21 protein-coding genes are annotated in these 21307 nt (G+C 41.0%); 15 read left to right on the top strand and 6 right to left on the bottom strand.

Annotated features, from left to right (window positions below; translation table 11 throughout):
- Positions 1 to 136: 136 nt before the first annotated feature.
- Positions 137 to 1204 (top strand): LacI family DNA-binding transcriptional regulator, encoded by a 1068-nt coding sequence (locus ACE198_RS16290; protein WP_375376250.1) that lies wholly within the window; start codon positions 137 to 139, stop codon positions 1202 to 1204.
- A gap of 72 nt (positions 1205 to 1276) precedes the next feature.
- Here ACE198_RS16290 and ACE198_RS16285 read toward each other — a convergent pair whose 3' ends face one another.
- Positions 1277 to 2053 carry an AraC family transcriptional regulator gene (locus ACE198_RS16285; protein WP_098575828.1) on the bottom strand — a complete coding sequence of 259 codons (777 nt, stop codon included), beginning with the start codon at positions 2051 to 2053 and terminating at the stop codon, positions 1277 to 1279.
- A gap of 266 nt (positions 2054 to 2319) precedes the next feature.
- Between ACE198_RS16285 and ACE198_RS16280 the strand changes: the two genes are divergently transcribed.
- The 6 genes from ACE198_RS16280 (at position 2320) to ACE198_RS16255 (ending at position 8898) form a co-directional block, all read left to right on the top strand.
- On the top strand, positions 2320 to 3045 hold the full coding sequence (locus tag ACE198_RS16280) for a ThuA domain-containing protein (RefSeq protein WP_098575827.1): 726 nt from the start codon (positions 2320 to 2322) through the stop codon (positions 3043 to 3045).
- A gap of 2 nt (positions 3046 to 3047) precedes the next feature.
- Positions 3048 to 4082 (top strand): Gfo/Idh/MocA family protein, encoded by a 1035-nt coding sequence (locus ACE198_RS16275; protein WP_098575826.1) that lies wholly within the window; start codon positions 3048 to 3050, stop codon positions 4080 to 4082.
- Complete coding sequence (locus tag ACE198_RS16270) at positions 4079 to 5098, top strand: Gfo/Idh/MocA family protein (RefSeq protein WP_375376249.1); 1020 nt, start codon at positions 4079 to 4081, stop codon at positions 5096 to 5098. Before ACE198_RS16275 ends, ACE198_RS16270 begins: the two co-directional genes overlap by 4 nt.
- Positions 5095 to 6063 carry a sugar phosphate isomerase/epimerase family protein gene (locus ACE198_RS16265; protein ID WP_098575824.1) on the top strand — a complete coding sequence of 323 codons (969 nt, stop codon included), beginning with the start codon at positions 5095 to 5097 and terminating at the stop codon, positions 6061 to 6063. Before ACE198_RS16270 ends, ACE198_RS16265 begins: the two co-directional genes overlap by 4 nt.
- A 64-nt stretch (positions 6064 to 6127) precedes the next feature.
- Positions 6128 to 7798, top strand: coding sequence for a glycoside hydrolase family 13 protein (locus ACE198_RS16260; RefSeq protein ID WP_375376248.1), 1671 nt, complete (start codon positions 6128 to 6130; stop codon positions 7796 to 7798).
- A gap of 272 nt (positions 7799 to 8070) precedes the next feature.
- Entirely contained in the window at positions 8071 to 8898 is an 828-nt protein-coding gene (locus ACE198_RS16255) for a glycerophosphodiester phosphodiesterase (RefSeq protein ID WP_375376247.1), read from the top strand.
- A gap of 83 nt (positions 8899 to 8981) precedes the next feature.
- Here ACE198_RS16255 and ACE198_RS28040 read toward each other — a convergent pair whose 3' ends face one another.
- The 3 genes from ACE198_RS28040 to ACE198_RS16240 all read right to left on the bottom strand — a co-directional run bounded on the left by ACE198_RS28040 (position 8982) and on the right by ACE198_RS16240 (position 11480).
- Entirely contained in the window at positions 8982 to 9371 is a 390-nt protein-coding gene (locus tag ACE198_RS28040; protein ID WP_483870352.1) for a YuzC family spore coat inner layer protein, read from the bottom strand.
- Positions 9372 to 9494: 123 nt separating this feature from the next.
- Positions 9495 to 10364, bottom strand: a complete 870-nt coding sequence (liaG, locus tag ACE198_RS16245) for a LiaG family protein (RefSeq protein WP_375376245.1) — start codon at positions 10362 to 10364, stop codon at positions 9495 to 9497.
- A gap of 153 nt (positions 10365 to 10517) precedes the next feature.
- Complete coding sequence (locus ACE198_RS16240; RefSeq protein WP_375376244.1) at positions 10518 to 11480, bottom strand: DMT family transporter; 963 nt, start codon at positions 11478 to 11480, stop codon at positions 10518 to 10520.
- A gap of 228 nt (positions 11481 to 11708) precedes the next feature.
- Between ACE198_RS16240 and ACE198_RS16235 the strand changes: the two genes are divergently transcribed.
- Positions 11709 to 12677 (top strand): bile acid:sodium symporter family protein, encoded by a 969-nt coding sequence (locus tag ACE198_RS16235; RefSeq protein ID WP_375376243.1) that lies wholly within the window; start codon positions 11709 to 11711, stop codon positions 12675 to 12677.
- Between the two features lie 53 nt (positions 12678 to 12730).
- Here ACE198_RS16235 and ade read toward each other — a convergent pair whose 3' ends face one another.
- Together ade and ACE198_RS16225 are read right to left on the bottom strand one after the other, a co-directional pair.
- Entirely contained in the window at positions 12731 to 14476 is a 1746-nt protein-coding gene (gene ade, locus ACE198_RS16230) for an adenine deaminase (RefSeq protein WP_375376242.1), read from the bottom strand.
- A gap of 23 nt (positions 14477 to 14499) precedes the next feature.
- Positions 14500 to 14970, bottom strand: a complete 471-nt coding sequence (locus tag ACE198_RS16225; RefSeq protein WP_375376241.1) for a nucleoside deaminase — start codon at positions 14968 to 14970, stop codon at positions 14500 to 14502.
- A gap of 429 nt (positions 14971 to 15399) precedes the next feature.
- Here ACE198_RS16225 and ACE198_RS16220 point away from each other — a divergent pair, with 429 nt between their 5' ends.
- Genes ACE198_RS16220 through ACE198_RS16190 form a run of 7 tightly spaced genes read left to right on the top strand, consistent with a single transcriptional unit; the run spans position 15400 to position 21292 of the window.
- Positions 15400 to 16458, top strand: coding sequence for an XdhC family protein (locus ACE198_RS16220; RefSeq protein WP_375376240.1), 1059 nt, complete (start codon positions 15400 to 15402; stop codon positions 16456 to 16458).
- Positions 16459 to 16514: 56 nt separating this feature from the next.
- On the top strand, positions 16515 to 17024 hold the full coding sequence (gene uraD, locus ACE198_RS16215) for a 2-oxo-4-hydroxy-4-carboxy-5-ureidoimidazoline decarboxylase (RefSeq protein ID WP_375376239.1): 510 nt from the start codon (positions 16515 to 16517) through the stop codon (positions 17022 to 17024).
- A gap of 13 nt (positions 17025 to 17037) precedes the next feature.
- Entirely contained in the window at positions 17038 to 17991 is a 954-nt protein-coding gene (gene pucL, locus ACE198_RS16210) for a factor-independent urate hydroxylase (protein ID WP_375376238.1), read from the top strand.
- Positions 17988 to 18347: a hydroxyisourate hydrolase gene (gene uraH, locus ACE198_RS16205; RefSeq protein WP_375376237.1), complete on the top strand. Its 360-nt coding sequence runs from the start codon at positions 17988 to 17990 to the stop codon at positions 18345 to 18347. Before pucL ends, uraH begins: the two co-directional genes overlap by 4 nt.
- Positions 18348 to 18358: 11 nt before the next feature.
- Positions 18359 to 19717, top strand: coding sequence for an allantoinase AllB (gene allB / locus ACE198_RS16200; protein ID WP_375376236.1), 1359 nt, complete (start codon positions 18359 to 18361; stop codon positions 19715 to 19717).
- Between the two features lie 17 nt (positions 19718 to 19734).
- Complete coding sequence (locus tag ACE198_RS16195; protein WP_251459360.1) at positions 19735 to 21009, top strand: ArgE/DapE family deacylase; 1275 nt, start codon at positions 19735 to 19737, stop codon at positions 21007 to 21009.
- Positions 20990 to 21292, top strand: coding sequence for an urease subunit gamma (locus ACE198_RS16190; protein WP_251459358.1), 303 nt, complete (start codon positions 20990 to 20992; stop codon positions 21290 to 21292). The genes ACE198_RS16195 and ACE198_RS16190 overlap by 20 nt, the downstream gene beginning before the upstream one ends.
- The last annotated feature ends 15 nt before the right edge of the window (positions 21293 to 21307 follow it).

Raw genomic sequence — 21307 nt, 5'->3', positions numbered from 1 at the left:
ATTATAAAGCCTTTATAATAAAGAGTGGAATGTGCAATCGTTTTCGCAAATGTTGGAATATGCAAAAATAAGCGTCTCTATTATTCTAAAATTAGTAGTAAGAATCAATGAACTTTGAATGAGAGGGGAGAAGAAAATGGCTGTTACCATTAAGGATGTGGCAAAGCTTGCAGATGTCGCCCCATCAACTGTTTCAAGAGTAATTGCCAATAATTCGCGAATCAGCGAAGCAACGAAACGAAAAGTTAAAAAGGCAATGGAGCAGCTAGGGTATCATCCTAACCAAAATGCCAGAAGCCTTGCCATTCAATCTACCCAAACAATCGGGCTTGTCATGCCGAGCTCTGGTGATGTGGTGTTTCAGAATCCTTTTTTTTCAATGGTGTTACAGGGAATCAGTGAAAGTGCCCATAATAAAAAATATGCCATGCATATGACGACTGGAAAATCAGACGAGGAAATATTTGAAGCAGTCATCCACATGGTTCAGGGAAAACGAGTAGATGGAATGATTCTTCTTAATTCCAAGGTGGAGGATAAAGCCATTTCGTATTTAAGAGAAAGGGATTTTCCTTTTGTTGTAATTGGAAAACCTTCTAAAGATGCAGAAGAAATTACACATGTTGATAATGATAATGTTCGTGCAATGAGAGAGGCTACTGAATACTTAATTGACCATGGACATCGGAAAATCGCTTTTATTGGCGGAAGTCTAGAGCTAATGGTTACAGTTGACCGTTTGAATGGGTATAAGCAGGCTTTAAAAAAGGCAAACATTCCCATAAAAAATGAATACATCCTTCATGAAGAATTTCTTCGGGAAGGTGGTCAAGAAGCGGTGAGTGAATTAATGGCGCTTGAACAACGCCCCACTTCGCTCGCAGTGGTTGACGACTTAATGGCACTAGGTGTACTGAGCACATTAGATGAGCTGGGAATCAGGGTTCCAGAAGAAATCTCTGTCGTTAGCTTTAATAATGTCCTTTTATCAGAAATGTCAAAACCACCCTTAACTTCCATTGATATTAATATTTTTGAACTAGGATATCAAGCATCCAGGAGTTTAATTCAAAAAATCGAAAATAGAACAGAACCGACCAAGCGCATTATCATTCCACATAAATTGGTTGAACGTCAATCATGTAGTCACCAAATTCCTATAACAATAGATGAACAAAATGCAGATGGTAACGAGAATCTATAAAAGATTCCCGCTATACCGTCTGCTTTTAATAACTCATTCAATTACTATTTACTGTTCTTGAATTCTAGTATTCTAGTATTCCAGACGCCTATACGCCCCAGGGGCCATGCCATATTTCTTATGAAATACCCTGTGAAAATATGGATAGCTGCCGAAGCCGCAATCTTCGGCAATTTGTTCAAGTGTCATGGATGTGTATTTCATTCGCTCGACTGCAGCGGATAAACGGATTTCTAAGGCATATTCAATCATCGTTTTCCCGACACTGCTTTTAAAAAGATGAACGGAACGCGAAACGCTAAGGCCAGCATGGCGTGCCACATCCTCCACTCTAAATGGTGTTAGGGCATGCTCTTCAATGTACCTCATTATCCGTGTGACGGTATACGGGTGATTGAAGGTAGGAACCGTTTCGTTGACACCTCGTTCCAGGTATAAACAGAGTGCTCGCAGCAAATAAACGGTGAGTTCTTCGTTTTGGCTCGAGGATGGACGGCGTTTTTCGTTTATGATTTGACGCCATAAGGAGAGCAGTTTTTCATCAAGATCGATTCGGGAGACAGGCGGCTTAGCGGAACGGCTCCACCACTCGTCCACCCAAGCTCCTTCACAGACTATGTGATAATCCCCGCTGTTTTGTCCCGCTTTAACCAGCAGTTCATAGTGATCCCCTGGTTTAATGAGGAGAAGGTCTCCTTTCTCGAGTTCCATCTTACTGCCCTTTACCACTACTTCACAGACACCTTCTGATTGCAGGCGAAAAAGATACGCAGGGTATCCGGATTTATGTTGGGCATGATATCCATTTGTGTGAAAGGAATAGCCGCAGAATAATATATTTGTCATCATATGCCCACCTTTAGAAAAAATAAAATAGCAAAATAGTAGATGTTTCAATTATATCATCTATGTTTATTTGTAGAGACAAAGTTTAAGATGGAATCAAATAAGTAATGTTATAGAATTGGAGGATTAAGATGACGGAAATTTCCTTTCAAATAGATAACGATGGAGTTCAATATTTTCCACCCTATCTGTCAATGTAAGCCGTTTCATTAATTTCTTTATTCTCTAAAATAAAAGGTAAATAAAAGATAAAAAGGAGTAGGTTGATCATGTTGAAAGTAACTGTATGGAATGAAAACCGTCACGAGCAAAAAAATCCGGTTGTAAGGGATATATATCCGAACGGCATCCACGGGACAATCGCTGATTTCCTTCAGATTGAAGGTATCCAAGCAGGAACAGCTACTCTTGATGAGCCGGAGCATGGCTTAACGGATGAAGTACTAGCGAATACTGATGTATTAGTATGGTGGGGACATCTGGCACATGGTGAGGTAAAAGATGAAATTGTGCAGAAAGTTCAGCAGCGTGTCCTTGATGGAATGGGACTAATTGTTCTTCACTCCGGCCATTTTTCGAAAATCTTTAAAACATTAATGGGAACAAGCTGTGATTTAAAGTGGCGTGAAGCGGATGAAAAAGAGCGTCTTTGGGTTGTAAGTCCAAGCCACCCGATTACAGAAGGAATCTCTGAATATATTGAGTTAGAAAAAGAAGAAATGTATGGCGAGCATTTTGATATCCCTCAGCCTGATGAGTTGATTTTTACAAGCTGGTTTGAAGGCGGCGAAGTTTTCCGGAGTGGCTGTACATACAAACGCGGGAATGGAAAAGTGTTTTACTTCAGACCTGGACATGAAACCTATCCAACCTATCATAACGAACACATTCAACGCGTCATTATTAATGCGGTGAAATGGGCGCAGCCAGTAAAACGTGAGCGTCCAGTTTATGGAAATGCAAAACCGCTAGAAGCAATTAAAGGAGGCAAATAACAATGGGAAAATTAAGAGTCGGAGTAATCGGATGCGGCAGTATTGCTCAGCACCGTCATTTACTAGAATATAAAGCAAATAATCAGGTAGAGCTTGTAGCTGTTTGTGATATTAACGAAGAGCGGGCAAATCAAGTAGCTGAAAAATTCGGAGCAGCAGCATATACAAGCTATGAAGAATTATTGAAAAATGCTGAAGTGGACGTCGTCAGCGTTTGTACACCGAACTATCTTCATGCGCCAATCTCGATTGCGGCATTAAATGCAGGTGTACATGTTCTTTGTGAAAAACCAATGGCGACTTCGAAGCAAGAAGCAAAAGCGATGATTGCCGCAGCGAAAGAGAGCGGCAAAAAGTTAATGATTGCCCATAATCAACGTTTCGTTCCGTCTCATCAAAAAGCACGTCAGTTAATAGCAAGCGGGGAAATTGGCAAAATTTATAGCTTCCGTACGGCATTCGGACATGGCGGTCCAGAAGGCTGGAGTGTCGAAGGCAAAGAAGGATGGTTTTTCCAAAAGGAAAAAGCATTCGTTGGGGCGATGGGCGATTTAGGTGTTCATAAGACCGATTTGCTTCGCTATGTGCTAGGAGAAGAAATTGTTGAAGTAGGTGCTTTTGTTGAAACGAGCGCTAAGGAATTTGCCGATGTTGATGACAATGCCGTTTGTGTGTTAAAAACAGAAAGCGGGATTATCGGAACACTTGCTGCAAGCTGGGCTTATGTAAGTAAAGAAGATAATTCTACTATTATATATGGTGAAAAAGCGATTTTACGATTAGAGGATGATCCAACCAATTCACTTGTTGTTCAATATTCGAACGGAGAAGTGGTTAATTATCAGCTAGGGAAAATCCAGTCCAATGACGCGGGTGGACAAAGAACCTCTCATGTTATCAATCATTTTGTAGATTCCGTGCTTCACGATCAGGAGCCGCTTGTACCCGGTGAAGAAGGGATGAAATCACTAGAGGTTATTTTAGCAGCGCTTGAGTCAAATGAAACAAAACAAATTGTAAGAGTGAGAGAACAATGATAAAACTTCGCATAGGAATTATCGGGGTTGGCGGTATTGCACAGGGCCGCCATATCCCGGCTTTTTTACAGTTAAGTGATATTTGTGAAATAACGGCCTTAAGCGATGTGAATATCCACCGAGCGAGAGAGACAGCTGAGAAGTATAACATCCCTAATGCGTTTGAGGATTATCTAGATCTTTTTCCAGAAGTGGATGCGGTTTGTATTTGTACGCCAAATAAATTTCACGCTGAGATTACCATCGCCGCATTTAATGCTGGGGTTCATGTTCTATGTGAGAAGCCGATGGCACTTAGCTTCGAAGAATGCGAGGCAATGGTCGCTGCTTCCAAACAAGCGGACAAAGTTCTGGCGATCGCCTACCATTACCGTTTTATGAAAGAAGCACAGGCGGCTAAGAAGGTAATGGATGAAGTAGGGTTGCCGCTAGTCGTGAGAGTCCAAGCATTAAGGCGCCGCAAGGTACCAGGCTGGGGGGTTTTTACCAATAAAGACCTTCAAGGAGGCGGCAGCCTGATTGATTTTGGCTGTCACCTTCTCGACTTAGCGCTTTGGCTGATGGGAAATCCAAAACATACCGCGGTGTCAGGCACCACATATAACACATTAAGTAAACAGCCGAATCAGGTGAACCAATGGGGTAGGTTTGATCATGAAACCTTTAATGTCGATGATCATGTCACCGCCTATATGAAATTTGAAAATGGCGCATCGATGCTATTTGAAACTTCTTGGGCGGCGAATATCAAGGACGACCAGGCGAATGTCAGCATTTCCGGAGCGGACGGCGGTTTAAGCGTCTTTCCATTTGAACTTTTTACAACGAAACACGGAATGCTTTTAAATAGTGAGGCCGCCTGGCTTCCTGGCAAGGAAGATCCGGGTGTGCCGCAAGCGAAAAATTTTATCGATGCCTGTCTTGGAATTGCAGAACTAGTGGTAAAGCCTGAAGAGGCACTTCAAGTTTCACAAATCATTGATCGTATTTATGAGAGTGAGGGAAATTCATTATGAAACTAGGCGTTTTTACCGTTTTATTTGCTGAAAAATCATTCGAGGAAATGCTTGATACAGTTAAAGGTGCAGGACTACATGCGGTTGAAATCGGAACTGGATGCTATCCTGGTAATAGCCATTGTGATTTAGACACGTTATTGGAGAGTGAAGCGGCGCGCCAAGAGTATATTCAAAAAGTAGAAGAGCGTGGACTAACGATTAGTGCCTTCAGCTGCCATGGAAATCCAATTTCTCCTGAAAAAGAATTTGCTAAAAACTCGCACGAAACACTCGTAAAAACAATTCAACTTGCTTCATTGCTGAAAGTTCCGGTTGTTAACTGTTTTTCTGGTACAGCAGGCGACCATGAAGGAGCTAAATACCCAAACTGGCCAGTTACGCCTTGGCCGAATGAGTATGGCGATGTATTAAAGTGGCAATGGGAAGAAAAACTGATTCCTTATTGGAAGGAAGTTGGTCAATTTGCTAAAGACCACAATGTAAAAATAGGGCTTGAACTTCACGGAGGATTTTTAGTTCACACTCCATATACACTTTTAAAGCTTCGTGAGGAGACCTGTGATGCCATTGGCGCTAATTTAGACCCAAGTCACTTATGGTGGCAAGGCATTGACCCGGTGGCAGCGATTAAAATTTTGGCAAAGGAAAATGCGATTCATCATTTCCATGCCAAAGACACGTACATTGATCAGGAAAATGTGAATATGTATGGATTAACGGATATGCAGCCGTATGGAGAAGTGAAAACGAGGGCATGGTCGTTCCGTTCGGTTGGCTGTGGACATAGCCTAAAAGAATGGTCTGATATGATGAGTGCACTCCGAACCTACGGATATGATTATGTGGTCAGTATCGAACATGAAGATCCAATTATGTCGATTAATGAAGGTTTCAATCGGGCAGTAACCAATTTGAAATCGGTCTTAATTGAGGAATCGGTTTCGCAAATGTGGTGGGTTTAGATTGAGAGGCATACAAGAATTTTTAAGCTAATAAATGAATTCGGTCTAGAACTGAGGTGCCCAAGTGAACAAAAAATGGTGGAAAGAAAGTGTCGCTTATCAAGTGTATCCCCGTAGTTTTATGGATAGCAATGGCGATGGGATTGGTGATCTAAAAGGGGTGACTACCAAACTAGATTACCTACAAGAGTTGGGCGTTGATGTCATTTGGCTCTCTCCGATGTACAAATCACCAAATGACGACAATGGTTATGATATTTCCGATTACCAGGATATTATGGATGAATTCGGGACGATGGCTGATTTTGACGAACTGCTGGAAGGCGTTCATCAGCGTGGGATGAAATTAATCCTAGATTTGGTCATCAATCATACGAGCGACGAACATCCATGGTTTATCGAGTCACGCTCCTCAAAAGACAACCCTAAACGTGATTGGTACATTTGGAGTGATGGTAAAGATGGAAAGGCGCCGAACAATTGGGAGTCGATTTTCAGTGGGCCCGCTTGGAGATATGATAAAGAAACAGAACAATACTTCATGCACATCTTCTCCGCACGTCAGCCTGATTTGAATTGGGAAAACCCTGAGGTAAGGGATGCTTTATACGAAATGGTAAACTGGTGGCTGGAAAAAGGGATTGACGGCTTCCGTGTCGATGCCATCTCACATATAAAAAAAGAACCAGGATTCCCTGATATGCCAAACCCTGATCACTTAGATTACGTACCTTGTTTTCCTAAAATGATGAATGTGGATGGAATTGATGAGTTCCTCACAGAGTTTTCGCAAAAAACCATAAAAAACTATGACATCATGACCGTTGGGGAAGCAAATGGTGTGGGATTAAATGAGGCAGATCAATGGGTAGGCGAAGAAAAAGGCTATTTTAATATGATATTTCAATTCGAATTTTTAGATCTGTGGGATAAGGATGCAGAAGGGTCTATTGACGTTCGTAAGTTGAAAAAGGTTTTAACCAAATGGCAGACAGGTTTGGAAGGCAGAGGCTGGAATGCCCTATTTATTGAAAACCATGATCAGCCGCGCCGGGTTTCTAGCTGGGGAAATGACAAGGAGTATTGGAAAGAGAGTGCCAAAATGCTTGGAGCCCTTTATTTTCTAATGAAGGGTACCCCGTTTATTTACCAAGGCCAGGAAATTGGGATGACGAATGTCCAGTTCCCTTCCATTGAAGAATACAATGATGTTGGTATGATTAATTACTATCATGTTGAAACGGCAAAAGGACGTTCCCATGACGAAATTATGAAAGTTATTTGGGAAAAGGGACGGGATAATGCGCGGACACCGATGCAATGGGATGCAACCAACAAAGGTGGATTTACAACTGCGGAGCAATCATGGCTTGGGGTCAATCCGAATTACACAGAGATTAACGTCGAGGCACAAGTAAATGATTCAGACTCAATCCTATCTTTTTATAAAAAATTAATTCGCTTGAGAAAAGAGAATCCAGTGTTTGTTTATGGCACCTACGATTTGTTAGCAGCGAATCATCCGAAGTTGTTTGTGTACACGCGCAAATTAGGCAATCAACATGCGATTGTTATTAACAATTTCAGTGGAAAAACGACCAGGTATCGTATCCCGGGAAGTTTATCTTTTTCTACGTCTAAACTTGTTCTTCATAATTATGACGGTGTGGATAAGAAATTACGGAAAAATTTCACTCTTAAACCCTATGAAACAAGAATATATTTATTGAAGTGATGGATCAGAGTGAAAAAGGCTGAGGGACTGCCCTGAATTATTATCGTACAGCATTTATTAACTAGAATTTAGAGCAGGGCCGTATACGGTTTCTGCTTCTTTTAATTTAACAAAAAGAAAAAGAATGTCTTTTTTGTAAAATAAGGAATGAACAAGTACCTATACTTTTTTACATAATATTAATAATGACTATATGAGATTACCATAGTGACTTAACATTTTTCTCATACAATTTTCTATGTAGTACACATATAAAAGGGAGATGAGGAAAAATGAAAAAATCTATTTTATTGGGGACGGGCCTTGCTTTTACTTTATTATTTAGTCCGTTTCAACAGGCATTTGCTGCAGAAACAACTGGGGAGCTGCGGCAAATGGATACCGTTGCCCATCGCGGAGCATCAGGTTATGCGCCTGAAAACACCATTGCTGCTTTTGATAAAGGGGTAGACATGAAAGCAGATTATATTGAAATTGATGTTCAAAGAAGCAAGGATGGGAAATTGGTCATCATTCATGATACAAAGGTTGATAGAACAACAGATGGTACAGGGTATGTTAAAGACTTAACATTTGACCAGATCAGAAGTCTTGATGCAGGCAGCTGGAAAGGGGAACAATTTAAAGGGGAAAAGATTCCTGCATTTGATGAAATTCTTGACCGCTATCATGGGAAGATTGGTATTTTAATAGAATTGAAGGCACCTGAACTCTATCCTGGAATTGAAGAAATGGTAGCCCAAGAATTAAAAGATCGTAACTTGAATAAACCGCAAAATGAAAAAATCATTATTCAATCCTTTAATTTTGAATCCATGAAAAAAATAAATAGCCTGTTGCCTAAAGTACCGATTGGTGTCCTTACGTCGAATAGAGCGGACACATCTGAACAATCATTAAAGGAATTTGCTGCATATGCTGATTACTTTAACCCAAGCTACGGAATTGTAACGAAAGAATTAGTCAAGCAAGTACACGCAAACGGCATGAAAATTCAATCCTGGACTGTGCGCAGTCTTGAAGCAGCAGAATTTCTCTTAACTATGGATGTAGATGGAATTATTACGGATTATCCTGAATTTGTGGATCCAAGGAAATAAGTAAAGATATCTTTTTTCTAGATATGAAAAAATTAGTGGTATCCGCGTGTGCTGGGGATACCACTTTTTTAATAAATATTTCTTTACTTCCCCCATTTCATTGACACTTTTAATGTGCAGCAGCTCTCAGGATTGTTTTGTTGCGGTGAAGTGTAGAGTTCGAATTGGACGCCAGATGGTGTAAAGTTAGTTTCGACAGGTACTTTTAATCCAAGGGAACGAATTAAACGGTCAACTTCTGCTTTTTTCCCTTGTTGAGCTGCACTCATCATTTTCCGAGCAAAGCCAACATCGGCTAAACGATCTAACAAAATACTCCCCTGGTCCATTAATAGCCGAAAAGACTTTATAGAGCCCTCGAAAATTTTTACATCTACGGGCGGATAACTCCTTGGATACGGTTGGAATACGATGTGAGGTGGATAGGCAGACAATGGAGGGTAGACTGGATATTGGCATGGATAGTAATACATGGTAATTCTCCTTCCATATTTAAAACGCAAGCCAGGATAAAATATGATTCTTTTTGGATTATGGTTCCATTAAGGAATAAAATAAAAAAACGCTGGATTAGCACATCCACGCGCTTTTAAAACTTAACGGATTGTAATATCTCCGCTGGACACATCTAGGTCTATTTTGTATTTACCAGATCCATGAATGCCTTCGATGCTTCTTTTCTTAATATTTTTTGATGTCAATGGGAGTTCACAAATGATATCTCCACTGGATACATCTCCGTCTAATGTGAAATCCGCATTGTTAGGAAGGTCTAGTTTTACATCTCCAGAACTTACATCAATTTCAATCGAATCTGTCAGTTGATCTACTTGAAAATCAAGTTCCCCTGAGGAAACATTTGCATGAATAGCACCAGTGTATTCCTTCACATCAAGGCTGCCAGAACTTACATCAAACGAGCCAGTTTCTGTTTGTAGTGATTTAATATCAACATTTCCTGACCCTACATTTTGTTCAAAATGGTTGATGTTCATGTTCTTTAGGTCCATATTGCCTGAACCAATATCAACCGTTAATTCATCAAGATTAATCGGGTTATTTTTGGATTTCCCTGAAAAACTTACATTACCCGAACCTAAACTGATGTGCATGTCACGGTGATAATCTTCTGGGATATAGATTGTTAATTTCTTCCTTTTTGAGAAAGGAGACCAATCAAACCAACCAAATCCCTTATGTTTAACTGAAACCTCAATGGCGTCGCCGTGCTCTCGAACGGTTAGTTTATCTTTGCCGTTGTAGATGGCTTTCACATCTTTCCGATCCTCTGGAATAATTGTGGTACTTACACTGGAAATATTCACTTCAATGACATCAATATCCTCTGTCACTGTTGCTTGGGTAGTATTCTTCCCTGAATTACTAAACCAATCGAATGTAGCTGATTGATTGTAGATAATATATAATCCAGTGATGACTAATAACAGAATGACAATTCTTTTCATTTTTTCCATCCCCTTTTCTTACTTCTTCTAGTTAAGAATAAGAAATTCTCTCGCTATCCTCAATGAACCAGAGATTTATTTATGTCTAAGACTTGAGATGTATTGGGATTGAGCTTTTTGAGGGCAAAAAAAGTGACTCAAGCTTGAGCCACATTAATGCAAGTCCTTTACTTTATTCAAATATAATTGATTCTTTTTGTGCTTGGATTGAGATAGGAACTCCTCAAACGCACCAGATCCAAATAAAACACCTGCAAGTATGAAGATAAAACCAAATATTTGCGATGCTGTAATCTGCTCGTCGAGAAAAATAACGGCACCAATCAAGGCGAAGAACGGGTTGAAATTGATAAAAATAGCCGATTCAGCTACACCCACTTTACCGATGGCATTATTGTAAATCATATGACCAAGAGCCGTGGCAATAATAGCGGAAGCAAAAAATATCATCCAAACGCTGACAGAACCATGAGAAATTTCTTTCAGCCCATTTGGTTCTGTAAAACGGCTAATGATAAATAAGATAACGGAACCAATCACTAGCATATAACCTGTCATCAAACGTGGATCCAGAGTTTCGGAACATTTTTTAATTAAACTAAAACTAAATGCTTGAGCGAATATTGCCAAGAACACATAAATATCTCCACTGGAAACTGTACTTACTTCATCATTTCCAAATAACACAATAAACGTAACACCCATAAAACCCATTATGATTCCCAACAATCGAATCAGCGTGATCCTAGTTCCTAATAAGAAAAAGGCAACAATTGTCGTGAGCAAGGGACCAAGTCCTAAAATAAGACCCCCGTTTGTTGCAGAAGTCTTTAATAACCCAAGTGACAAAAAGAAATGGTGGCATACCACGTTAAAAAGGCATGCGAAAAAAATATACCGAAACTCTTTTCTGGAGGGCAGCCTGACTTTCTTTAGAAAACCAAGGATGATAAATACACAGATGCCCGCTGTGAATACCCTTAGTGCAGTAATGGTCTCCGGCATGAAGGCCGTAACAATGATTTTCGTCGCAATGACATTCAGCCCCCATGTGGCCATTACAAATACTAATAGCATGTATATCTGATATTTTTGCGCTTTTGCCAACTGTTTCACTTCTTTCTCATTTCAATTACAATGTAAATAGATTGCAATTATTATACATCTTTAGTAGATATTTGACATGTATATTTTTTCGTATTTCGAAAGAATTTAAGACAACTTGATTTAGGATGAAGAGAAATTGTGGTATTCTTTATAATTATATAGTAACTGTTCTAGAGGGACTTACTGCTTGGAAGGCAAATGTAAGTTGCTTCACAAATAAATAGGGAGACTCTCAACATGTTGCAAAAGATTAATAAACAACTAGAAAGAATTATGCCATTAATCACTCCGGTTAGTGTATTGACTGGAGTAATATTCAGTATCTATCTAAAGGACTTTTCTTACTTAATTCCATGGATTTTTGCATTTATGACCTTCGCAGGAAGTTTAAGTTCCAATTTCCATTCGTTAAAAGAGGTAATTATTCATCCATTCCCCATTTTTATTGCGATGCTAATCCTCCATATTCTTATGCCGATATGGGCTTGGAGTGTAGGTCATTTCGTTTTTTCTGGTGATATATATACGATTACAGGACTAATTTTAGGAATGGTAATCCCGACAGGGGTCACAAGCTTCATTTGGGTGGCCATTTACAAAGGGAATATTCCGCTGGTCTTATCGATTATTTTAATCGATACCTTGCTTTCACCCATTATTGTTCCTTATTCGCTATCGTTATTTATGGGTGAAACCATTGAGATGGACTATATCAGTATTATGAAGGGACTATTGGGAATGGTCGTTATCCCCTCGCTGATAGGTATGTATTTAAACCAAGTGACCAAGGGGAAAATTAAAGACCAATTGGGAACACGCCTTGCTCCCTTTTCAAAAATATGCCTGGGTTTTGTAGTCATGCTTAATGGAGCAGTTGTAGCACCATACTTAAAAAATATTAATCTTAAATTAGTTAGCATTACGTTGACCGTCTTTTTGATTGCATTGACTGGATACTTGTTTTCGTTTTTAATAGGGAAATTTTTTAAAGGTGGACGCGCCAACATTATTTCGCTAACTTTCACTGGCGGAATGAGAAATATAAGTGCAGGTGCAGTGATCGCTGTTTCCTACTTTCCAGCCGCAGTAGCGGTGCCAGTGGTTGTCGGCATGCTATTTCAGCAGATCCTTGCTTCCTTAAATGGTCACTTTCTCAATAGGTATTATAATAGAAAAATTGAAAATCAGGATTCTGTTGCTTTATAAGGGCAAATACACCAAAACATCCTCTCAGCCCAAATGGCAAGAGGATGTTTTTATTACACTTCATTTGCATCAAGATCGATATGTTTAAATTTACTGACTAGAAACAACCCCTTATCTGTAAGTTTTAATTCTGGTATGACCGGGAGTGCTAAAAAAGATAAGGTTAGAAACGGGTTAAAGTGATGATTTGCTCCCAGTTTTTGAAGAGCAAGATTGATTTCTTTAAGACCAGAATACACCTCTTGATATGGCCGATCGGACATTAAACCCGCAATGGATAGTTCCAATGAAGCAATGACCTCTCCTTGGTTGACAACGACCAGACCGCCTTGCATTTCTTTGATCGCCTTTGTGGCCATTACCATATCATCATCTGTCGTTCCTGCAATAATAAGATTATGAGAATCATGGGCGATGGTTGTGGCAATGGCACCGGATTTTAGCCCCAATCCTTTAACAATACCTAAACCGATTTGATTTTTTAGGTGATGGCGTTCAATTACGGCTAGCTTTAATTGGTCATTGGTTATAGAAGTTTGAAAGAACCCGCCATCATTCTTTTCAACCTTTTCAATCAGATGACGAGTTACTAGACTATTTGGAATAATTTCAATGATATTTGCTTTGTTCGTTCTTAAAGGAATATGGAAATGCTTTTCTGTTAGCTCATGGTAACGAACTGAATTTCTCAATCGCTCTGTTTCAACGAAAGTTTGGGTGTTTAAATCCATAGTCAGTTGACCATTATTGACAACAGCCTTCCCATCTTTAAAAACAGTTCTAATATTAATTTTATTCATGTCATCAAACAGGAAGAAATCAGCTTTGTATCCGGGGGCAATCGCTCCTTTATTTTCGAGTCCAAAGCATTCGGCTGCATTGATGGTGGCCATTTGAAAGGCGGTAATAGGTGAGAGGCCTGTGGCGATAGCAAGTCTCACGTTGTAATCGATGCTTCCATCATGAACAAGATCGTCTAAATGTTTATCATCGGTGACAAATAAGCATCTTCTGGCATTACGCTCATTGACGATTGTTATCAATTGTTGCAAGTCCTTAGCCACTGTCCCTTCGCGAATCATTAAATACATTCCTCTTTGGAGACGTTCTTTTGCTTCCGCGGCTGTTGTACTTTCATGATCGGTTCGAATCCCAGCAGCCATATAAACATTAATATCATTGGCTGATAAGCCTGCCGCATGGCCGTCAATTTTTTTACCGAATTGTTTAGCTTGTAAGATTTTTTCAAGCATTTCCTGTTCTGCCTTTAAGACTGCCGGGAAATTCATGACTTCAGCTAGTCCTAGTACGCGCAACTCGAGATAAAACGGTTTAAGGTCCGCGGCATTGAGAGTAGCACCGGAAGTTTCAAATTCGGTTGCTGGAACACAGGAAGGAAGCATAAAGAAAAAGTCAAACGGTAGATGTTCCGAGGAATCAAGCATGTACTGTATTCCGTCCGTTCCTAATACGTTGGCAATTTCATGGGGGTCGGCAACAACTGTAGTCACCCCGTGCGGAAGGAGAACCTTTGCAAACTCCTTTGGCGTGATCATTGAGGATTCAATGTGTACATGACCATCGATAAAAGCAGGGGAAATATATAGCCCCTTCGCATCAATCATCTTTTTTCCCTCATATTCACCGATTCCAGCAAAATATCCATCCACGATCGCAAGGTCCCCTTCAATAATCTCCCCTGTAAAAACGTCAATAATTTTTCCGTTTTTAATAACAGTATCAGCTGGCTCTCTTTTGGAGGATACAGAGATTCGTTTAATTAATTGTTTTCTCTCCATAGGACAACATCCTTTTTGTCAAATTAATATTCCACTTTATCTTGTGCATTCTCCCATGTTCTAAAAGGTAAGTCTCCATCTGTTGGAAAGATTTTTTTCATTGGTATTTTTCGATTTTCGACGGGCAGGGATAGTTGTTCATAAATAAATTGATCATCAAATCCAATCTTTGCTGCCTCTTGTTTCGTGCAGGCATAATAAACAGCCTTAGGCCTAGCCCAGTAAATGGCACCGATACACATCGGACAAGGCTCACAGCTGGTATAAATCTCACAGTCGTTCAACTGAAAGTCATTTAAATTACGGCAGGCATCTCGAATCGCTTGTACTTCTGCATGGGCAGTAGGGTCATTTGTCCCTGTCACTTGATTTCGGCCCACACCAACAATCTTTCCATCCTTGACGACGACCGCCCCGAATGGCCCCCCTTGTTTCGTCAATACATTATTTAAGGCGAGCTCAATCGCCTTTTCCATAAAGAGAGTATCCGTCATACTAACACTCCATTCTATTTTTCAATTGGTCTATTAAATTACTTCCACATGTGATGCATTACCAGCAGATTAGGAGGAAGTTGCGAGTACTAAAATGATAACTGTGAAATGAGTGAATTTACTTAACATACATTATTCACTATGGTGCTCACAAATGCTCCATTGTTGAAAGGATTTCTGACATGATTTTTAAATAATATGGTGCACAAACCATAAAATTTCCATGTGAGATTTTATAACATCAGTGTAGATACTAGATCCCCTTTTGGATATTATGGTGAAAAAAGATGACATAGACTTTGTTCTTTATGTTCGTCAATCTACATAAAACTACCTGGTCAGTAGAAAATTGAAAAAGAACATGGGTGTATTTTGGGAGGTCTATCAATATATATAGTGTTAGAAACTAGGAAAGAATAGGGGGCCAAGATGGAAGGGATTCATGAAATCTTAAACGCCTTATTTTCTGATTCTTATCATGAAGGCGATTGTTTAGCAACCATCATTCATGTAAAAGGATCCGCCTATCGTAAAGAAGGTACATCCATGTTGTTACGAAGTGACGGGACAAAGGTTGGTATGTTAAGTGCTGGCTGTTTAGAAACAGACTTATCCTATCGCGCTCAAGAAGCAAGGGATGAAGGGAAAGTAAAATCTGTCATTTATGATATGCGGGAGGAGGACGATTTATCGTGGGGCCAGGGTGCAGGCTGTAACGGGGTCATCCATGTGCTTCTTGAACCTGTCGATGCCTTTCTACGTGACCACCTTTATAAGCTAAAGTTCCATTTGGACAATGGCCATCGAGTCACGATGATGAAAAAAATGACCGAGGAAAATTCGGTTTCTGACTATTTATTTTTGTCAGATGATCAACATTATTTTGGAAAATGGCATGGAAGGGTACTAAATGAGGCTAAAAGTCTATTAAACGAAATTCATCAAAACTTTCCGAAAAGCGGGATCAGATATTTTGCGGAACTATCATCAAATGTTTATATTCATTCGTTTGAACCGAAACCTCGACTAGTTGTTTTTGGTGCTGGCGCTGATGCCGTGCCATTGGTAAAAGTGGCCTCGCAGACAGGATTTTCAGTAATTGTTTCCGATTGGCGTTCTGCTTTGTGTAATGTAGATTACTTTCCAGATGCGGATGGATGGCTAGTTGGAAATCCTCATGAGACGATTCCACTGCTTCATTTGACTCGTTCTGATTCAGTCTTGGTCCTTACGCATCAATTTCAAAAGGATCAGGAGATATTGGATCATTTAAAAGGGAAGGACTTAATGTATTTAGGCGTTCTTGGACCAAGGATAAGAACACAACGTCTTCTTGAGGGACTGACAATCCCTCAGGAAATTAACAGTCCTGCCGGTCTTTCTATTGGAGCAGAGGGGGCGGAGGAGATTGCTGTCAGTATCGTTGCTGAACTAATACAAAAGCAACGGAGTAAGAGGAAGCAAAAGGCGATTACCTTTGAAAGATAACGGGGTCATCGCAGTCTGTCAGGACTATGAAATTCTGAAGGGGGTGGGCATGAGTAGTGAATAACAAGCCGCGGCTTTCAATCGACGACGTAAATCAAATGAACAAAGAAGAGTTTGTGAGTGTAGTAGGATGGGTGTTTGAGCACTCTCCATGGGTGGCAAGGGTGGCATGGGAAAGTCTGCCCTGCAATTCTCGTGAGGAACTTTTACAAAGAATGGTGACGGTTGTAAAAAATGCAGAAGAAGCTGTGCAATTGGCACTGCTACGGGCCCATCCGGATCTCGGGACTAAATTGATCATTTCAGAGGTTTCACAAAAGGAGCAAGCAGGCGTCGGGCTAGACCGGTTAACTAAGGACGAATATAAGGAGTTTATGTCACTAAATCAAAGGTATGTCGAACAATTTGGCTTTCCGTTTATCATGGCGGTAAAGGGCCAAAACAAGGATACCATCCTTGCAGCAATGAAAGTACGTGTTGCTAATGCCTATGAGCAAGAATTCCTGACAGCCTTAAACGAGGTCTATAAAATTGTTGGTTTCCGCTTAACTGATCTTATTGAATAAAGGGGATGATGCTATGCAAAGAACGATGCGTTATGGAAAAGCAGATGTTTGGGTTTATCGTACTTACGCAGCCCCGCTTACAGCCGTCCGTCCGATTCCTGAATCAGCCTTTACGGGCCGAAGCAATATTTTGTTTGGAATGAACGTGAAGGTGGCAGTTGAGGGTGATGCTTTCTTATCATCATTTAAAGATGGCGATAATTCATTAGTGGTCGCAACTGATTCGATGAAAAATTTTATTCTAAAACATGCTGGCGATTATAAAGGTTCCACCCAAGAAGGGTTCCTAGAATTTGTCGCCCGTCGTTTCCTTGAAACGTATTCACATATGAGTGCAGTCGATATTTCAAGTGAACAAATCCCATTTGACGAACTTCCAGTGCCGACGAAGGATAGTTTTGAGCCGAGTCCATTAGTATTCCGCTATTCATTAAATGAGCAGTCTTTGGCGCAAGTGGAAGTGAAACGCTCTGGAGAAGGAATTATCACAACTGACCATCTCAGCAGTTTAAAGGGTCTTAAGCTTTTAAAGGTACGCGGCAGTTCCTTTTATGGATTTGTGCAAGATGAATATACAACACTTCCAGAATCCTTTGATCGACCGCTGTTTATCTTTTTGAATATTGGGTGGCGGTATAACGATTTTGAAGAAGCGAAGGGCACTAAAGCAAATGGATATGTCGCCGCTGAGCAGGTAAGGGATATTGCTTATACGGTTTTTCATGAAGAAAATTCTCCCTCCATACAAAATCTTATCTATCGCATTGGCTTTCGTGTATTAGAGCGTTTTCCACAGTTAGTTGAGGTTCGCTTTGAATCCAACAATCGGACGTGGGAAACCGTTTTAGATGAAATTCCAGCCTCACAAGATGGAAAGGTATTTACCGAACCTCGTCCTCCATACGGGTTTCAATGTTTCTCAATGACACGTGATGATTTAGAAAATCCAGGGGATCTACCGAAATGACAGGAAAGTTAACTACTCACGTTCTGGATTTAAGTATTGGTAAGCCAGCAAATGGAGTGGTAGTGGAGTTATGGCAAGTTGATTCAAATAACCGATTTCAATTCATTTTGACATGCAACACAAATGAGGATGGGCGGGTTAACCAACCTCTCCTCGAAGGGAAAAATATGAAAAGAGGAATCTATGAACTTCGTTTTCATGTGGAAGATTATTTCCGTAGTCGCGGTACCTTACTCGGAGACCCTTCATTCCTAGATTGCGTTCCCGTTCGCTTTGGCATTTCTGATCCCGAATCCCACTATCATGTTCCATTGCTGATATCACCTGGCGGCTACAGTACGTATCGAGGGAGTTAAGGGGGCCTAAGATGAGAGAAATTTGGGTGAAGAATGGGCTTGTTTTTATCGAGGAGGGCTTTCGAGAGGTAAACATTCGAGTGGTTAATGGGCAGATTGATTCTTTTGTAAAAAGTGAAGCAGAACCATTGAAAGAGGAAGCGGATACGGTGATCGATGCAGGCGGCTGTCTAGTTGTTCCTGGTTTTATTGATGCCCATGTCCATTTCAATGATCCGGGAAGAACGGATTGGGAAGGGATCGAGACAGGCAGCCATGCTGCAGCAATCGGTGGTACTACGACGATTTTTGATATGCCGTTAAATTGTGCCCCCTCCATCATTAATAGTAAGAATTTACAAGATAAAAAGGACTACTTAACTTCTAAGTCATATGTTGATTATGCACTGTGGGGGGGATTAACAGAAACGAACATCACTGACCGAAAAGAGCTCTCTCAAATGAGTGCGGGGATTATTGCTTGGAAGGCATTTATGAGTGAGAGCGGGATTGAAGATTTCCCATTCATATCTCCGGATGGGTTGAAACAAGCCATGCAAGCAGCAAAAGAACATAACAAAATCCTCGCCCTCCATGCAGAATGGAATGAGGAGATTCATAAGTTGACAGATTTTTATAAACAAAGAGTGGGAATGAATGAACGAAGGGCCTTTCTCGCGAGCAGACCGGTATCAGCGGAAGAAAAAGCCGTTAATTATGCGCTAGAACTTGCTGCCAAATATGGAACCGCCCTTCATTTTGTGCATATTAGTTCGGCGAAAGTAATCGGACTGATCGAGCAGGCCAAAAGAAGCGGAATAGACGTCACCGTTGAAACCTGCCCGCATTATTTAATTTTTGATGAGGAGGATTTTCTAAAAAGTGGTGCCATCCTTAAATGTGCGCCGCCATTAAGACCGCGTGAAGAAGTAGAGGGACTTTGGGAATGCCTTGAAAGAGGGTGGATTGACACAATAGGGTCCGATCATTCGCCATGTCTTTATTCGATGAAAGCAACGGATTCCATTTGGGATGCGTGGGGAGGAATTCAGGGCGTTCAATTTACATGGCTTTCACTGCTTGATGAAGCCCTTAAACGGAAAATCAGCCTCAAACAAATTTTGCCATTAGGGACGTCGAATGTGGCAGAGAGGTTTGGAATTGCTGAACGAAAAGGGAGGATTCGGCCCGGCTCCGATGCGGACTTAGTGTTGATCCGTTTGGATGAATCAACGATTGTTGATAAACAGTCATTGGCCTTTAGAAATGCTTATTCACCCTATGAGGATAAGGAGTTTTTACTCAAAGTGAAGAAAACAATTTTACGAGGGAAAGTCATTTATGATGACCAATTAGGGGTGAGTAAAGGGAAGTTTGGTGTTTGTCTTTAGTAGAGGGGAGGAATTTGATGAATCAGGATAAGGAACGGTTAGTCCAATGGGTGGAGGAACACCAAGTAGAAATGATTGATTTTCTACAAAAGATCGTGCAAGTTCCTTCGGATAATCCTGCAGGCGACTGTTATCCAATTGCGGCCTTTTTATATCATCAGCTTCAAGAACTCGGATTTGAGGATGTTTCCCTTATAGATGTGGAGGAAGAGGCAGTGAAGGCGGCTGGAATGATCAGTCTGGCCAATGTTCTCAGCCGCACGAAGTTTGGAAATGGAGAGGGAACAAATATAGCCTTAAATGCACATGGTGATGTTGTGCCGCCAGGGTTGGGCTGGAGTGTTGACCCCTATGGAGGGGAGATTATTAACGGTAAGATGTATGGCCGGGGTGTGGCTGTCTCCAAATCAGATATTGCGGCCTATTCCTATGCTGTTTTGGCCTTGAAACAGGCAAAAATCAGTCAGCAGCTGCACGGGGAAGTCAACCTTGCCTTTACTTTTGATGAAGAGACGGGCGGCGAATTAGGTCCGAAAAGGCTGCTTGACCAAGGGGATATTAAACCAGACCAAGCGATCGCCGCGGGCTTTACCTATTCAGCGGTGAATGCCCACAATGGCTGTTTGCATTTTGAAGTAAAAATAGTTGGAAAGTCTGCCCATGCTGCTTTGCCTCATACAGGAATTGATGCGCTTGAGGCGACGACTGAGATTTTGAAGCGTTTATATGAATACCGAAAGACTCTCGCTGCGAAAAAATCTACTGTACCCGGTATTGACCATCCTACCTTAGTTGTTGGTCTCATTTCGGGAGGCATTAACACGAATGTTGTCCCTGATGAATGTACGATTAGAGTCGACCGGAGATTGATTCCTGGCGAAGACGGCGCACAAGCGGAAGCGGAATTTAGAGGTGTGGTGGAAGAAGCTGTAAAGACGGTCCCGGGAATAAAAATTGAGATTCGGAAAATTCTCCATGCGGAAAGTTTCGGACCTGTTCCGGAAGATTCCCCACTGATTTCAGCTCTGTCTTCGAATTGGCAGTCCATTATGAAGGGCAAGGGTGAATTAGCCATTAACGGAGTACCGATTTATGCAGATGCCCGTCATTTTTATGAAAAAGGGATCCCAACGATCATGTTTGGTGTTGGACCTAAAGTGTTAGAAGAGGCCAACGGGCACCGGGCCGATGAACATATCCGCATCGAAGATTTGATTGATGCTGCGAAGATTATTGCCTGCACACTTTATGATTTACTGGGGGAGGAAAGCGATGAAATTAACTCAGCGTGAACAGGAAAAATTAATGATTGTTGTTGCTGCAGACCTGGCAAGGCGCCGCAAAGACCGAGGCTTAAAATTAAACTATCCTGAGGCGGTTGCCCTGATCACCTACGAAATTATCGAAGGGGCTAGAGATGGAAAATCGGTGGCAGAACTGATGAGTGAGGGGGCAAACATATTATCAAGTGAGGATGTGATGGATGGAATCGCGGAGATGATTCACGATATTCAGGTAGAGGCAACGTTTCCAGATGGAACCAAGCTTGTCACTGTACATGAACCGATTCGCTAGATTTAGAGTGGTTTG

Origin of the sequence: Neobacillus sp. KR4-4, assembly GCF_042136325.1 — a bacterium.
In the GTDB taxonomy this organism is placed as follows: Bacteria; Bacillota; Bacilli; order Bacillales; family Cytobacillaceae; genus Neobacillus.
The sequence above is the reverse complement of the archived record's forward strand: the minus strand, read 5'-3'. Positions and strand labels throughout refer to the sequence as shown.

Bases quoted from the DNA above. Each gene is read 5' to 3' on its own strand.
- ACE198_RS16290 (WP_375376250.1), top strand. From the start codon at position 137: ATGGCTGTTACCATTAAGGATGTGGCAAAGCTTGCAGATGTCGCCCCA.
- ACE198_RS16285 (WP_098575828.1), bottom strand. From the start codon at position 2,053: ATGATGACAAATATATTATTCTGCGGCTATTCCTTTCACACAAATGGA.
- ACE198_RS16280 (WP_098575827.1), top strand. From the start codon at position 2,320: ATGTTGAAAGTAACTGTATGGAATGAAAACCGTCACGAGCAAAAAAAT.
- ACE198_RS16275 (WP_098575826.1), top strand. From the start codon at position 3,048: ATGGGAAAATTAAGAGTCGGAGTAATCGGATGCGGCAGTATTGCTCAG.
- ACE198_RS16270 (WP_375376249.1), top strand. From the start codon at position 4,079: ATGATAAAACTTCGCATAGGAATTATCGGGGTTGGCGGTATTGCACAG.
- ACE198_RS16265 (WP_098575824.1), top strand. From the start codon at position 5,095: ATGAAACTAGGCGTTTTTACCGTTTTATTTGCTGAAAAATCATTCGAG.
- ACE198_RS16255 (WP_375376247.1), top strand. From the start codon at position 8,071: ATGAAAAAATCTATTTTATTGGGGACGGGCCTTGCTTTTACTTTATTA.
- ACE198_RS28040 (WP_483870352.1), bottom strand. From the start codon at position 9,371: ATGTATTACTATCCATGCCAATATCCAGTCTACCCTCCATTGTCTGCC.
- liaG (WP_375376245.1), bottom strand. From the start codon at position 10,364: ATGAAAAGAATTGTCATTCTGTTATTAGTCATCACTGGATTATATATT.
- ACE198_RS16235 (WP_375376243.1), top strand. From the start codon at position 11,709: ATGTTGCAAAAGATTAATAAACAACTAGAAAGAATTATGCCATTAATC.
- ade (WP_375376242.1), bottom strand. From the start codon at position 14,476: ATGGAGAGAAAACAATTAATTAAACGAATCTCTGTATCCTCCAAAAGA.
- ACE198_RS16225 (WP_375376241.1), bottom strand. From the start codon at position 14,970: ATGACGGATACTCTCTTTATGGAAAAGGCGATTGAGCTCGCCTTAAAT.
- ACE198_RS16220 (WP_375376240.1), top strand. From the start codon at position 15,400: ATGGAAGGGATTCATGAAATCTTAAACGCCTTATTTTCTGATTCTTAT.
- pucL (WP_375376238.1), top strand. From the start codon at position 17,038: ATGCAAAGAACGATGCGTTATGGAAAAGCAGATGTTTGGGTTTATCGT.
- uraH (WP_375376237.1), top strand. From the start codon at position 17,988: ATGACAGGAAAGTTAACTACTCACGTTCTGGATTTAAGTATTGGTAAG.
- allB (WP_375376236.1), top strand. From the start codon at position 18,359: ATGAGAGAAATTTGGGTGAAGAATGGGCTTGTTTTTATCGAGGAGGGC.
- ACE198_RS16195 (WP_251459360.1), top strand. From the start codon at position 19,735: ATGAATCAGGATAAGGAACGGTTAGTCCAATGGGTGGAGGAACACCAA.
- ACE198_RS16190 (WP_251459358.1), top strand. From the start codon at position 20,990: ATGAAATTAACTCAGCGTGAACAGGAAAAATTAATGATTGTTGTTGCT.